The following is a 14091-nucleotide window of genomic DNA, read 5'->3' as shown; positions in this document are numbered from 1 at the left end:
CGTAGGAGAAGGCCGGTTCTGTTAAAGCTTCGACCTTTCTAGACTGGCCCGCAAGCACTCGATGAGGACGCCGGCCATGTCTACCCACCTGTCTCTGCAACATGCCCAACGCTGCATCGCGGCGGCCATTGCCGAAGCGCAGCGGCAGCGCCTGGCGGTCTGCGTCGCGGTGGTCGACGCCCATGCCAACCTGCTGGCGTTCGTACGGATGGACGACAGCGTTCCCGGTGCCATCGACCTGGCCCAGCGCAAGGCGCGCAGCGCCGCGCTGTTCCGCCTGCCCAGCGGCGAGCTGGGCCGACTCGCCGGGCCGGGCCAGCCGTTGTGGAGCATCGAGCAGAGCAACGGCGGGCTGGCCTGCTTCGCCGGCGGCATGCCGCTGGGCGATGCCGGCGGTTCCTGCCTGGGTGGCGTCGGCGTCTCCGGCGCCAGCGCGGCCCAGGACCAATCCATCGCCGAGGCCGCCGTGGCCATGGCAACAATCCAGAGGTAATCGAGATGAAGCAGAAGCGAATCCTGGTGACCGGGGCCGGCAGCGGCTTCGGTCGGGAAGTGGCGTTGCGCCTGGCCGCCCGCGGCCATCGGACGATCGCCGGCGTGCGCGGCGCCGGGCAGGCCGCCGACCTGCGCGAAGAGGCCGGGCGGCGTGGCGTCCCGCTGCGGGTGGAAACCCTCGACATCACCGTCGCCGCCGATCGCGAACGCGCCTGGGAATGGGATATCGACGTGCTGCTGAACAACGCCGGCAGCGCCGAGGCCGGGGCCAGCGCGGAGATCCCGCTGGAACTGGTGCGCGCGCTGTTCGAGACCAACGTGTTCGCCAACCTGGAACTGACCCAGGGTTTCGTCCGGCGCATGGTCGAGCAGAAGCGTGGCGGCAAGGTGCTCTTCGTGTCGTCCATCGCCGGCCTGATCACCGGTCCCTATACCGGCCCCTACTGCGCCTCCAAGCATGCCCTGGAGGCCTTCGCCGAGGCCCTGCATGCCGAGCTGAAGCCGTTCGGCATCCAGGTCGGCACCATCAATCCCGGCCCGTACCAGACCGGTTTCAACGATCGCATGATGGAAACCTGGAAACGCTGGTACGACCCGCAGCGTCACTTCACCGACCACAGCGGCGTGCGCTTTCCCTTCGAGCAGTACGATCCGGAGGAAATGATCGCGCGGATGGTCGAGCTGGCCGAGGCCGACGAAGGACCGTTCCGCACCCTGTTGCCGGAAGCTTTCGTCGAGGTGGTGAAGGACGAGCAGGTGCAGGCCTGGCAGCGCCGCCTGTAGCGGTCTGCCGCTGCGCCGGGGAGGGCGGCGGCCGGATCGGCGGCCGCCGCTTCACTCAGCCCCTGCGCAGCAGGACCCGGGTCACCCGGCGTTCTTCCACTTCCACCACCCGCAGTTCCCAGTCCTGCCACTGCAGGCGGTCGCCGATCACCGGCAGGCGGTCGAGCAGGCTCATCACCAGCCCGGCGAGGGTCTGGTAGTCCTCCGTGGCGCGCGCGTCGAACCCCACGCGTCGATGCACCTGGCTGAGGTTCATGGCACCGCTGACCAGATAGCCGTCGTTCTCCTCGACCACGTCCGGACCGTCGATCTCGCTGGCGTCGGGCAGCTCGCCGGCGATGGATTCGAGAATGTCGGTCAGGGTCAGCAGGCCGATGAATTCGCCGAACTCGTTGACCACGAAGGCCACGTGGGTCGAGGCCTCGCGCATCTGCTCCAGGGCGTTGAGGATCGAGCAGTCCTGCAACAGGTTGAGCGGCTGGCGGGCCAGGCTTTCCAGGTCCGGCTGGGCGCCGGCGAGCAGCTCCTTGAGCAGTTCCTTCTTGTGCACGTAGCCCAGCGGCTCCTCGACGCGCCCGTCGCGCACCAGCGGCAGGCGCGAGTAGGACGATTCGAGCAGCGCCGCGCGGATCGCCTCGCGGCCGCTGTCGAGGTCGATGCAGTCGACCTCGGCGCGTACCGTCATCAGGCTGCGGATGGGCTTCTCGGCCAATTGCAGCACGCCGCTGATCATCACCCGCTCGCGGCGGTCGAAGACCACCTGGTCGTCGCCCTCCTCGAACAGGTCGGCGACTTCCTCGCCGACCTCGTCGGCCTCCAGGCGCTGGCCGCCGAGCAGGCGCAGCACCGCATGGGCGGTACGCGCGCGCAGCGGGCGGTGGCCCTGCAGGCTCTTCTTGCGGCGCTTGCGGGCGACCTGGTTGAACACCTCGATGAGGATCGAGAAGCCGATGGCCGCGTACAGGTAGCCTTTCGGGATATGGAAGCCCAGGCCCTCGGCAGTCAGGCTGAAGCCGATCATCATCAGGAAGCCCAGGCACAGCATGATCACCGTCGGGTGACGATTGACGAAGCGGGTCAGCGGCTTGCTGGCGACGATCATCAGGCCGATGGAGACGATCACCGCGATCATCATCACTTCCAGGTGCTCGACCATGCCCACCGCGGTGATCACCGCGTCGAGCGAGAACACCGCGTCGAGCACCACGATCTGCGCGACGATCGGCCAGAACAGCGCGTAGGTCTTGTTGCCGGCGTGCTGGGCGACATGGCCTTCGAGGCGTTCGTGCAGCTCCATGGTGGCCTTGAACAGCAGGAACACGCCACCGAACAGCATGATCAGGTCGCGGCCGGAGAAGCTCTTGCCGAATACCTCGAACAGCGGCTCGGTGAGGGTCACCATCCACGAGATGCTCGCCAGCAGGCCCAGGCGCATCAGCAGCGCCAGCGACAGGCCGAGGACCCGGGCGCGGTCGCGCAGGTGCGGCGGCAGCTTGTCGGCGAGGATCGCGATGAACACCAGGTTGTCGATGCCGAGGACGATCTCCAGCACGATCAGGGTCGCCAGGCCGAGCCAGGCAGTCGGGTCAGCTATCCATTCCATGTGCGCTTACCTCCCGGTCCGGCTGGCCGTCGCGCTGGCGCGACGCTGCACGGCGCGGCTGCGGCAGCCGGCGGTGACGGAGGGGGACGAGGCGAGGGATTCGGCGTCGAGGGGCGGACGCAGGTGGCGAAGGCGAAGCGGGGAGGGTTGTCCGGAAGGACGACTGGGGGGCTCCGAAAGGGTGGTCATGATGGCCATTGAGAGTCAAAGGGAAGTCGATCCTACTGTGTCGCGGGCCCTCGCCACAGCGGGAAACTATTACAAAACCTTAGGCGAAACCCGTGCCGGCGCTAGACTGGGCGGAACCCCGCCACTGCGAGCAGACATGAGCACCGAGGATTTCGACGCGATCACCGCCACCACCCTGGCCGACTACCAGCGCAACGCCGAAGGCTTCCGCGAGGGCACCCGCGGCCACGACGTGAGCCAGAACGTCGAGGCGCTGCTGCGCCACATCGACGGGCCGCCGCCGTACCGGATCCTCGATTTCGGCTGCGGTCCCGGGCGCGACCTGGCCACCTTCCGTCGCCTCGGCCACCAGCCGGTCGGGCTCGAAGGCACGCCGCGCTTCGTCGAGATGGCCAGGGCCGACAGCGGTTGCGAGGTGTGGCAACAGAACTTCCTGGCGCTGCGACTGCCGGCCGGGCACTTCGACGGCATCTTCGCCAACGCCAGCCTGTTCCATGTGCCCGGCAGCGCCTTGCCGCGGGTGCTCGGCGAACTCTTCGAAGCGCTGCGACCGGGCGGCGTGCTGTTCAGCTCCAATCCGCGCGGCGACAACCGCGAGGGCTGGAATGGCCAACGCTACGGTGCCTACCACGATTACCCGGCCTGGAAACGCCTGCTGGAGGAAGCCGGTTTCGTCGAGCTGGAGCACTACTACCGGCCGCCGGGCCTGCCGCGCGAGCAGCAGCCCTGGCTAGCGAGCGTCTGGCGGCGCCCCGTCTGAAGGCGCTACAGGGTCTGCCGGTGCGGCGTGCCGAGCACGCTGCGGTACTGGTCGAGGCGCTTCGGCGAGAGGTCGCTGCGTTCCAGGCTGTCGAGGGCGTAGGACTTGATTTCGGCGTCGCTGTAGGGGCGTTCGACGCTGCGCGGCGGGTTGGCGCAACCGGTCAGGACGACCAGGCTGGCGGCCAGGGAGACGATCAGGGACTTGCTCATGGCGGATTCCTCGAAATGTTCCTCGATGCTATCGGTGGTCCCCCCTGTCCAGGAAATCAGGCCTATTAATAATGAATATCTGGCGAATTGAGTCTAGGTCCCGCCAGCCGTGGGTTCTAGTCGACCAAAGGCGAGGTTGTGGCGGCATGTTTCGCCAACCGGCCGCGCGCTCGCGGTCCGGTCGGCTAGGGGTTTCAACCGGCCGCCTGCGGTAGGCTCGGGTAGTCGGTGTAGCCGGCGGCGCCGCCACCGAAGTAGGTCGAGCGGTCGCCGTCGGCCAGCGCCAGGTCGTGCTCCAGGCGGTAGGGCAGGTCGGGGTTGGCGATGAACGGCCGGCCGAAGCCGACCAGGTCGGCCCAGCCCCTGGCCAGGGCTTCCTCGGCGCGCGCCTTGGTGTACATGCCGGAGTAGATCAGGCTGCCACGGTAGACGATGCGCAACGCTTCCTTGAACGCCGCCGGCATGGCCGGGGCGTCTTCCCAGTCGGCCTCGGCGATGTGGATGTAGGCCACGCCGATCTCGTCCAGTAGCCGCGCCGCGGCCAGGTAGGTGGCTTGCGGGGTGTCGTCGACCGCGCCCTGCAGGGTGGTCAGCGGCGCCAGGCGCACGCCGATGCGCTCCCTGCCGACCACCGCGGTGACCGCCTCGGCGACTTCGCGGAGGAAGCGCAGGCGGTTCTCCAGCGAGCCGCCGTATTGGTCGTTGCGCGCATTGGCCTGGGAGTCGATGAACTGGTTGATCAGGTAGCCGTTGGCGCCGTGCAGTTCGACCCCGTCGAAGCCGGCGTCGAGGGCGTTGCGTGCGGCCTGGGCATAGTCGGCGACGATCTCCCGGATTTCCTCCACTGCCAGTGCGCGCGGCGCCGAGTGCTGGACCATCTCGCCGCCGCCGGCCTGCGCTCGGCCCTGGGGATCGACGAAGACCTTCACGCCTTCGGCCACCAGCGCCGAGGAGGACACCGGGGCGGCGTTGCCCGGTTGCAGCGAGGTGTGCGAGACCCTGCCGACGTGCCAGAGCTGGGCGAAGATGCGCCCGCCGGCGGCGTGCACCGCGTCGGTGACCTGGCGCCAGCCGGCGACCTGCTCGGCGCTGTGGATGCCCGGCGTCCAGGCGTAGCCCTGGCCCTGCCGGCTGATCTGGGTGCCTTCGGAAACGATCAGGCCGGCGCCGGCGCGCTGGCTGTAGTACTCGGCCATCAGCGCGGTGGCGACTTCGCCACTGGCGGCGCGGGAACGGGTCATCGGCGGCATGACGATGCGATTGGGGAGGGTCAGGTGGCCAAGGGCATAGGGGCTGAACAGCATGATGGCGATCTCGCTCGTGAGGCCGGCCGCGGCGCGGCGTACTGGAAGAAGGTGGGCGCATTATTGGCGGAACGATTCGTGCGAAAAACAGCTGCCGGGGAAAATGACACTTGAGTTCAATTCATGAATGCCCGGATAGCGCGGGCGCACCGAGGGAGGAGGAATGGCCTATGACGCGCTGCGTCAGGCGGGTAGGGCGAATAACGCCCCCGGCGTTATCCGCCGAGCGGAATCGCAGGCGGGTGAGAAATGTCGGATGAAGCATCGCGCCCTGCGCCAGGCGGGCAGGGCGAAGAGGGCGCTCCGGCCTATTGCAGGCCGTACTTCTTCACCTTGTCGAACAGCGTGGTCTTGGCCATGCCCAGGTCCTGGCTGGCCTGGGTCAGGTTGCCGTGGTGGCGAGCCAGGGCGTCGCCGAGCAGGGCCTTCTCGAATGCCTCCACCGCTTCGGCGAAGCGCGGGCCGCCGGTCTGTACGGCCTGGCCGCCCTTGTTGAACACCGGCAGGCCGAGGGCGAAGCGTTCGGCGACGTTGCGCAGTTCGCGTACGTTGCCCGGCCAGTCGTGGGCCATCAGGCTGGCCACGGTGGCACGGTCGAGTTCCGGCGCGGGGCGGTCGAAGCGCAGCGAGGACTGCTGGAGGAAGTGTTCGAAGAGCAGCAGGATGTCCTCGCGGCGGTCGCGCAGCGCCGGCAGTTCCAGGCTCACCACGTTGAGCCGGTAGTAGAGGTCGCTGCGGAACTGGCCGCTCTTGCCCATGGCGGCGAGGTCTGCCTTGGTCGCCGCGATCACCCGGCAGTCCACCGGGATCGACTGGTTCGAGCCGAGGCGTTCCAGGGTGTGTTCCTGCAACACCCGCAGCAGCTTGATCTGCAGGTTGACCGGCATGCTCTCGATCTCGTCGAGGAACAGCGTGCCGCCGTTGGCATGCTCGATCTTGCCGATCCGCCGCTTGTTGGCACCGGTGAAGGCGTGCGCCTCGTGGCCGAATATCTCGCTGTCGAACAGGTTCTCCGGCAGGCCGCCGCAGTTCAGCGCGACGAAGGCATGCTGGTGGCGCCGGCTATAGTCGTGGAGGCAACGCGCCACCAGCTCCTTGCCGGTGCCGGTCTCGCCGAGGATCAGCACGTTGGCCGAGGTGTCGCCGACGTTGGCGATCAGCTCGCGCAACGCCTGGATCGCCGGCGAGCGGCCGATGATCCGTTGCGCCAGGTCCTGGCGGCCGGCCAACTGGCGACGCAGCGCGCTGACCTCGCGGGCCAGCCCGCGCTGCTCCAGGGCGCGGCGGGCGACCTCGACCAGGCGTTCCGGAGAGAAGGGCTTCTCCATGAAGTCGTAGGCGCCGGCGTGCATCGCCTGTACCGCCATGGAGATGTCGCCGTGACCGGTGATCAGCACCACCGGCAGGCTCGGGTCGAGGGCCTTGAGACGCTCCAGCAGGGTCAGGCCGTCGATGCCGGGCAGGCGGATGTCGCTGACGACGATGCCGGCGAAGTCGCGGTCGACCCGTTGCAGCGCCTCCTCGGCGCTGCCGACGCCGATGCAGGGGATGTCCTCCAGCTCCAGCGCCTGCTGGCAGCCGAGCAAGACATGCGGATCGTCTTCGACGATCAGGACGGAAAGCGGCTCGTTCATCGGGCGGGACTCGCAGTCGGGGAATCGGGAACCAGGGACAGGCTCAGCTCGAAGGCGGTTCCGCCGCTTTCGGGGTGCTGCACGCTGAGGCTGCCGCCGGCGGCGGTGGCCAGGCTGGCCGAGAGGGTCAGGCCGAGGCCCAGGCCATGTTCGCCGGGCTTGGTGGTGAAGAAGGGTTCGAACAGGTGGACGCGCGCCGCCGGCGGGATACCGGGGCCGTTGTCGCGCACGCGCAGGACGTAGCGCTCCTCCTCGCGCCGGCCTTCCAGCCAGAGCTGGCGGTCGGCCTGCCCGCTCATGGCGTCGAGGGCGTTGGCCAGCAGGTTGACCAGGATCTGTTCCAGGCGGGTCTGGTCGATGCCCAGGCGCACGTCGTCGAAATGCCGGTGCAGGGTCGGCGGGTCCTGCTCCAGGCGCCCGTGCAGGATCAGCAGCGCCGCGTCCACCGCCTTGGCCAGGCTGGCCTGGCCGGCGTCGTCGCTGCGCCGGGCGAAGGCACGCAGGCTGGCGGTGATGCGGCCCATGCGGTCGACCAGTTCGTTGATGGTGGCGAGGTTGGTGCTGGCGGTCTCCAGCTTGCCGCGCTGGAGGAAGCGCACGGTGTTGCCGGACAGCGTACGCAGCGCCGCCAGCGGTTGGTTGAGTTCGTGGGCGATGCTGGTGGACATCTGCCCGATCACCGCCAGCTTGCCGGCCTGGACCAGTTCGTCCTGGGCCTTGCGCAGGGTGTCCTCGGCCTGCTGGCGCTCGTGGATCTCGGCGGTCAGGCGTGCGTTGCTGGCCTGCAGGTCGGCGGTACGTTCGGCGATCTTCACTTCCAGCTCGCCGTTGGCCCGTTGCAGCGCCTCGCGCGCGGCGAGGCGGGTGGCGAGTACCTTGCGCCGCTCGTTCCAGGCGATCAGCAGGAATGCCAGGAGGGCGAAACCGATGGCGGCCAGCATGCCGTTGCGCACCGCGTCGCGGCGCAGGTCTTCCAGCGGGCTGAGCAGGGTCAGGTTCCACGGTGTGTCGTTCAGCGCGCGGGTCTGCGCCAGGTAGGTGACCGCTTCGCCGCGCGGATGCTGCTCATCGGCGGGGAAGCTGAGCTTCTCCACACCGGCGGCCAGCGGCTCGCGCTGCAGCGGTTGCCACTCGTTCAGCGCCCACCAGTAGTACTGCATGCTGCGCGCCAGGCGCTCCTTGTCGTCGGCGCTCAGGGAGCGCACCGCCTTCAGGCGCAGGGCGGGGTTGCTGGAGAGGATGATGATGCCGTTCTCGTCGCTGACGAAGGCTTCCAGGCGCGCCTTCTCCCAGCGTTCCTCGAGGGCGTCCATCTTCACCTTGACCACCGCCACGCCGATGATCCGGCCGCCGTGGACCAGGCCGTGGGCCAGGTAGTAGCCCGGCTCGCCGCGGGTGCTGCCGATGCCGTAGAAGCGGCCCGGCTTGCCCTTCATCGCGTCCTGCCAGTAGGCGCGGAACGACAGGTCCTCGCCGAGGTAGCTGTCCGGGTCGCTCCAGTTGCTGGTGGCCAGGACCCGGCCGTTGGTGTCCAGCAGGTACACCGCGCGGCTGCCGGCGCGGCGGTTGAGGCCTTCGAGGTAGGCGTTGACCTGGTTGCGCCGGTATGGCGTCGGGTCGGTGAGCAGGTGACTGACGCTGCGCTCCAGCTCCAGCAGGCTGGGCAGGTAGGTGTACTTGCTGATCTCGCTCTCGACCGTCCGTGCATGCAGCTCCAGCTGGCGTTCGCCATTCTCGGCGAGGGCACGGATGCCGGCGCTCTCGCTGATCCGGTAGCCGCCGTAGCCGAAGCCGAGCATCAGCAGGAGCAGGGGAATGGGGAGCAGCAACTGGCGGACGAGGCGGGGCTTCACGGTCAGTGACGGAGGTACGCTGCAGGGCGGGTCGGGGGATTCCATCACAGTCGTCGCGGCTAGGCCAGCCCGCCGCCACGATGGGCGGCGGAGCGGGCGGTTTTCCGGCACGGCCGGCAGGCGGCGCCGGAAGGGTTCACTCAGTATTCCCAGAAGATCCGTTGCAGCTCCTTGCTGTCCTGGGTCTTGGTCATCGCGACCGCGGCCAGGATGCGCGCCTTCTGCGGGTTCAGGTCGTGGGCGACGATCCAGTCGTTCTTGTCGTCCGGCTGCTCGGCGTTGCGCAGGACGAAGCCGCCGGCATTGACGTGCGAGGAGCGGATGATCTGCACGCCCTGCTTGCGCAGTTCCTGCAGGGTCGGCACCACGCGCGCGGGCACCGAGCCGTTGCCGGTGCCGGCATGGATGATCGCCTTGGCGCCGGCCTGGGCCAGGGCCTTGTAGGCGGTGTCGCTGACGTTGCCGTAGCTGTAGGCGATTTCCACCGGAGCCAGCGCGGAGATCTGCTTGATGTCGAACTCGGAGTTCACCGTGTGCCGCTTCACCGGTGCGCGGAACCAGTAGCTCTTGCCCTCGACCACCATGCCCAGCGGGCCCCACGGGCTCTTGAACGCTTCGGTCTTGATGTTGACCATCTTGCTCGCGTCGCGGCCGGAGAGGATCTCGTCGTTCATGGTGATCAGCACGCCCTTGCCGCGTGCCGACTTGTCGCCGGCCACCGCCACGGCGTTGTACAGGTTGAGCATGCCGTCGGCGGACATCGCGGTGCCCGGGCGCATCGAGCCGACCACCACGATAGGCTTCTCGGTGTGCTCGACCAGGGTCAGGAAGTAGGCGGTCTCTTCCAGGGTGTCGGTACCGTGGGTGATCACGATGCCGTCGACGTCGTCGCTATCGGCCAGCTTGGCGACGGTCTTGCCCAGTTCCAGCAGGTTCTCGTTGGTGAAGCTTTCCGAGGCGATCTGGAACACCTGTTCGCCGCGGACGTTGGCGATGTCCTTGAGCTGCGGCACGCTGGCCAGCAACTGGTCGACCGGCACCTTGGCGGCGGTGTAGGTGGCGCTGTTGGCGGCGCTGGCGCCGGCGCCGGCGATGGTGCCGCCGGTGGCCAGGATGACCACGTTGGACAGTTTCTGTTGCGGTGCGACTTCCTTGGCCTGGGCGGCCTGCGGCAGCAGGAGCATCAGGGCCATAACACCGGGGGCGAACGCGTGGAGCAATGGCTTCATGGCGATATCTCGTGTCGGTAGGTTGGTAGGGTTATCGTCGTTGCACGCAATCAGGCGCGGGCGGCGTCGGCCGCCCGCCGTCCTGTCAGGGTTTCACCACCAGGCCGACGCCGCGGCCACGGGGATCGGAGGCGGTCTCCAGGGCCTTGCCGTCGACGCGGATGGCCTGGATATCGCCCATGTTCCAGCCCTGGTCCTCCAGGGTGTAGCCCATCGCCTTCAGCTCCTCGGCGACCTTGCCGGCGAGCGGCGCGTAGGCGTCGTAGTAGATCGTGTCCTTGGGCAGCAACTGGTGGTGCACGCGCTGCGCGGCCACGGCCTTCTCCAGCGGCAGGTGGAAGTCGTAGATGTTGTTCAGCACCTGGAAGATCGAGGTGAAGATCCGCGAGCCGCCGGGAGTGCCGACCACCAGGCTGACCTTGCCGTCGCGGGTGACGATGCTCGGGCTCATCGAGGAGAGCATGCGCTTGCCCGGCTCGATGGCGTTGGCGTCGCTGCCGACCACGCCGAAGGCGTTGGCCACGCCCGGTTTGGCGCTGAAGTCGTCCATCTCGTCGTTGAGCAGGAAGCCAGCGCCCTTGACCACCACGCCGCTGCCGAAGTCCCAGTTGAGGGTGTAGGTGTTGCTCACCGCGTTGCCGTCGGCGTCGACGATGGAGAAGTGCGTGGTCTGGTGCGGCTCCAGGCCGGGACGGACCTTCTCGGTCGGCGAGATCGCCGTCGGATTGACCTCGGCGGCACGCTGCTTCAGGTATGCCGGATCGGTCAGGCGCGCCTCCGGGACCTTGGAGAAGTCCGGGTCGCCGAGGTAGTCGGCGCGGTCGGCGAACACGCGTTTCTCGATCTCCGCCAGCAGGTGGATGTAGCGCGCGGAGTTCAGCTCGACGCCCTTGAAGTCGGCGGCACGGTTTTCCTTGATGCCCAGCAACTGGGCCAGGGCGATCCCGCCGGAGCTTGGCAGCGGCGCGGTATAGAGCGTGTTGCCCTGCCAGTCGACGCGCATCGGTTCGCGCCACCTGACCTTGTAGTCGGCGAGGTCCTGGTGGGTGATCAGTCCCTTGTCCTGCTGCATCTGTGCCACCAGCAGGTCGGCGGTATGGCCTTTGTAGAACTCGTCCGGGCCCTTGTCGGCGATACGCTCCAGGGTCTTCGCCAGGTCCGGCTGGAGGAACGCCTCGCCGGCCTTCATGTGGCCGAAGTAGTCGCCGAAGTTGGTCTTGCCGTTGAACAGGGCGACGGCGTCCTGGCGGTACTGGAACTGCTTGTCGGCGACCTTGAAGCCCTTTTGCGCGTAGCCGATGGCCGGGGTCAGCAGCTCGCTCCAGGGCAGCTTGCCGAACCGCTTGTGGGCTTCCCAGAGGCCCATCACGGTGCCCGGCACGCCGGCGGCCTTGGCGCCGACCAGGCTGAGGTTCTCGATCACCTCGCCCTTGTCGTCCAGGTACATGGTCTTGCTCGCGGCCTTCGGCGCCACCTCGCGGTAGTCGAGGAAGTACGGCTTGCCGTCCATGTACAGGGTCATGAAGCCGCCGCCGCCGATGTTGCCGGCCTCGGGGTAGGTGACCGCCAGGGTGAAGGCGGTGGCCACCGCGGCGTCCACCGCGTTGCCGCCGGCCTTGAGGATCTGCGCGGCGACCTTGGCGCCGTACTCGTCGGGCGCGGCGACGGCGCCGCCGTCGAGCGTGGCGGCGAAGGCCGAGGAGGATGCGGCGGCAATGGCGACGCCGAGGGACAGGGTTCTGAAGAGCACAGGTTGCATGGGCTTTCCCTATTTATTGTTATCGCAGGCGAGGGTGGAGCAGGCCCCCGCCGGGCGGGCCGGCGAGGGCGGGTACATCAGTGCGGGAGGATCTTGGCGAGGAACTGCTGGGCACGTTCGGAGCGGGCGCTGACGTCGCCGAAGAACTCCTCCTTCTCGCAGTCTTCCACGATCTGCCCGCGGTCCATGAAGATCACCCGGTTGGCGACCTTGCGCGCGAAGCCCATCTCGTGGGTCACGCACATCATGGTCATGCCTTCGTGGGCCAGCTGGACCATCACGTCGAGCACTTCGTTGACCATTTCCGGGTCGAGCGCCGAGGTCGGCTCGTCGAACAGCATCACCACCGGGTCCATCGCCAGCGCGCGGGCGATCGCCACGCGCTGCTGCTGGCCGCCGGAGAGCTGGCCGGGGTGCTTGTGCGCGTGCTCCTTGAGACCGACGCGCTCGAGCAGGGCCAGGCCCTTCTTGGTGGCTTCTTCCTTGCTGCGGCCGAGTACCTTGATCTGCGCGATGGTCAGGTTCTCGGTGATGCTCAGGTGGGGAAACAGCTCGAAATGCTGGAACACCATGCCGACCCGCGAGCGCAGCTTGGGCAGGTTGGTCTTCGGATCGGCGATGGAGGTGCCGTCGACGACGATGTCGCCCTTCTGGAAGGGTTCCAGTGCGTTGACGCACTTGATCAGGGTCGACTTGCCCGAGCCCGACGGCCCGCAGACCACCACCACTTCGCCTTTCGCAACCTCGGTGGAGCAGTCGGTCAGGACCTGGAAGTCGCCATACCACTTGCTGACATTCTTGATGGAAATCATACGGTTAACCTTTTCTGCAGACGTTTGACGGCGAACGAGGCGGTGAAGCTTACGACGAAGTAGACCAGGCCGGCGAAAATCAGGAACTCGTTGGCCTGGCCGATGATGTCGCCGCGCGAACGGGCCGAATTGAGGAAGTCCATCAGGCCGACGGTATAGACCAGCGAGGTGTCCTGGAACAGGATGATGCTCTGTTGCAGCAGCAGCGGGGTCATCTTGCGGAACGCCTGCGGCAGGATCACCAGGCGCATGGTCTGCCCGTAGGTCATGCCCAGTGCCTGGGCGGCGCCCATCTGGCCTTTCGGGATGGCCTGGATGCCGGCGCGGACGATCTCGCAGTAGTAGGCCGCCTCGAACATCATGAAGGCCACCAGGCAGGAGGTGAACGCCCCCACCGGGGTGTCCTCGCCGGTGATCCAGCGCAGGATGAAGGGCACCGCGAAGTAGAACCAGGTGATCACCAGCAGCAGCGGGATTGAGCGGAAGTAGTTGACGTAGAAGCCGGCGATGTTCGACAGCAACTTGCTGTGCGACAGCCGCATCAGCGCCAGCACGGTACCCAGCGCGACGCCGCCGAGGACGCCGAGGACCATCAGCTTGAGGGTCATCAGCATGCCTTCCCAGAGGCTCGGCAGGGCGGGAACGATTCCACTGAAGTCCATCATTTACCTCCTACGGAGATCAGGCCCGGTACGGCGACCTTTCTCTCCACCAGGCGCATGATCAGCATCAGGCTCATGTTCAGCGTGAAGTAGATCAGCGTGGCCAGGGTGAAGGCCTCGAACAGGTTGGCGGAGAACTCGGCGGTCTGCTTGGTCTGCGCCAGCAGCTCCATCAGGCCGATCAGCGACGCCACCGAGGAGTTCTTGAAGATGTTGAGGAACTCCGAGGTCAGCGGCGGGATGATGATCCGGAAGGCCTGCGGCAGCAGCACGTGGCGGTAGATCTGCGGCAGGCGGAAGCCCATCGCGCGGGCCGCCGAGGTCTGCCCGTAGGGCAGCGCCTGGATGCCGGTGCGCACCTGCTCGCAGACCCGCGCGGCGGTGAACAGGCCGAGGCAGACGACCACGCTGAGGTAGGCCGAGGTAGTCGGGTTGAGGTCCTGCTTGAACCAGGTCTGCAGGCCCTCGGGCAGCAGGTCGGGTACCAGGAAGTACCATATGAACAGCTGCACCAGCAGCGGCACGTTGCGGAAGATTTCCACGTAGGCGGTGGCGATCCCCGATACCAGGCGGTTCGGCACGGTGCGCATGACGCCGAGCAGCGAGCCCAGCGCCAGGGCGATGATCCAGCCGACCAGGGCGATGGCGATGGTCCAGCCCAGACCGGCGATGTACCAGTCGAGGTAGGTTTCGCTGCCGATCCCGGTGGACTTGAAGAACACGCCCCAGTCCCAGTTGTAATTCATGTTGGGGTTTCCCCTCGGTTCAATCGGTTGCAGACACTGGCGGGGAAGGC

13 protein-coding genes are annotated in these 14091 nt (G+C 67.5%); 3 read left to right on the top strand and 10 right to left on the bottom strand.

Annotated features, from left to right (window positions below):
- Positions 1–61: 61 nt before the first annotated feature.
- Both LE197_RS15320 and LE197_RS15315 read left to right on the top strand, forming a co-directional pair.
- Positions 62–493, top strand: coding sequence for a GlcG/HbpS family heme-binding protein (locus LE197_RS15320; RefSeq protein ID WP_003082743.1), 432 nt, complete (start codon positions 62–64; stop codon positions 491–493).
- Between the two features lie 5 nt (positions 494–498).
- Positions 499–1278 (top strand): SDR family oxidoreductase, encoded by a 780-nt coding sequence (locus LE197_RS15315; RefSeq protein ID WP_003145264.1) that lies wholly within the window; start codon positions 499–501, stop codon positions 1276–1278.
- A gap of 55 nt (positions 1279–1333) precedes the next feature.
- On the opposite strand, the gene LE197_RS15310 is transcribed toward LE197_RS15315, so the two are convergent.
- Positions 1334–2881 carry a TerC family protein gene (locus tag LE197_RS15310; protein WP_016263740.1) on the bottom strand — a complete coding sequence of 516 codons (1548 nt, stop codon included), beginning with the start codon at positions 2879–2881 and terminating at the stop codon, positions 1334–1336.
- Between the two features lie 325 nt (positions 2882–3206).
- Here LE197_RS15310 and LE197_RS15305 point away from each other — a divergent pair, with 325 nt between their 5' ends.
- Positions 3207–3830 carry a class I SAM-dependent DNA methyltransferase gene (locus LE197_RS15305; RefSeq protein WP_003086873.1) on the top strand — a complete coding sequence of 208 codons (624 nt, stop codon included), beginning with the start codon at positions 3207–3209 and terminating at the stop codon, positions 3828–3830.
- Positions 3831–3835: 5 nt separating this feature from the next.
- Here the strand turns inward: LE197_RS15305 and LE197_RS15300 are convergent, their stop codons facing one another.
- From LE197_RS15300 to LE197_RS15260, 9 genes are all read right to left on the bottom strand, one after another.
- The gene (locus LE197_RS15300; protein WP_003082754.1) at positions 3836–4042 is read right to left on the bottom strand and encodes a hypothetical protein; all 207 of its coding nucleotides are present in this window, start codon (positions 4040–4042) and stop codon (positions 3836–3838) included.
- A gap of 194 nt (positions 4043–4236) precedes the next feature.
- Positions 4237–5346, bottom strand: coding sequence for an alkene reductase (locus tag LE197_RS15295; protein WP_023109036.1), 1110 nt, complete (start codon positions 5344–5346; stop codon positions 4237–4239).
- 308 nt (positions 5347–5654) lie between these two features.
- Positions 5655–6932, bottom strand: a complete 1278-nt coding sequence (locus tag LE197_RS15290) for a sigma-54-dependent transcriptional regulator (protein ID WP_003082756.1) — start codon at positions 6930–6932, stop codon at positions 5655–5657.
- A gap of 44 nt (positions 6933–6976) precedes the next feature.
- Positions 6977–8878 carry a sensor histidine kinase gene (locus LE197_RS15285; RefSeq protein ID WP_003115580.1) on the bottom strand — a complete coding sequence of 634 codons (1902 nt, stop codon included), beginning with the start codon at positions 8876–8878 and terminating at the stop codon, positions 6977–6979.
- A gap of 95 nt (positions 8879–8973) precedes the next feature.
- Positions 8974–10062, bottom strand: coding sequence for an asparaginase (locus tag LE197_RS15280; RefSeq protein ID WP_003104093.1), 1089 nt, complete (start codon positions 10060–10062; stop codon positions 8974–8976).
- 85 nt (positions 10063–10147) lie between these two features.
- Positions 10148–11821 (bottom strand): gamma-glutamyltransferase, encoded by a 1674-nt coding sequence (gene ggt / locus LE197_RS15275; RefSeq protein ID WP_003082758.1) that lies wholly within the window; start codon positions 11819–11821, stop codon positions 10148–10150.
- Positions 11822–11898: 77 nt separating this feature from the next.
- Positions 11899–12633 carry an amino acid ABC transporter ATP-binding protein gene (locus LE197_RS15270; RefSeq protein ID WP_003082761.1) on the bottom strand — a complete coding sequence of 245 codons (735 nt, stop codon included), beginning with the start codon at positions 12631–12633 and terminating at the stop codon, positions 11899–11901.
- Positions 12630–13298, bottom strand: coding sequence for an amino acid ABC transporter permease (locus tag LE197_RS15265; RefSeq protein ID WP_003082765.1), 669 nt, complete (start codon positions 13296–13298; stop codon positions 12630–12632). The genes LE197_RS15270 and LE197_RS15265 overlap by 4 nt, the downstream gene beginning before the upstream one ends.
- On the bottom strand, positions 13295–14041 hold the full coding sequence (locus tag LE197_RS15260; protein WP_003082767.1) for an amino acid ABC transporter permease: 747 nt from the start codon (positions 14039–14041) through the stop codon (positions 13295–13297). The genes LE197_RS15265 and LE197_RS15260 overlap by 4 nt, the downstream gene beginning before the upstream one ends.
- Positions 14042–14091: the final 50 nt, after the last annotated feature.

The sequence above is a fragment of the Pseudomonas sp. PS1(2021) genome, from assembly GCF_020405165.1.
Lineage (GTDB): Bacteria > Pseudomonadota > Gammaproteobacteria > Pseudomonadales > Pseudomonadaceae > Pseudomonas > Pseudomonas aeruginosa.
The sequence above is the reverse complement of the archived record's forward strand: the minus strand, read 5'-3'. Positions and strand labels throughout refer to the sequence as shown.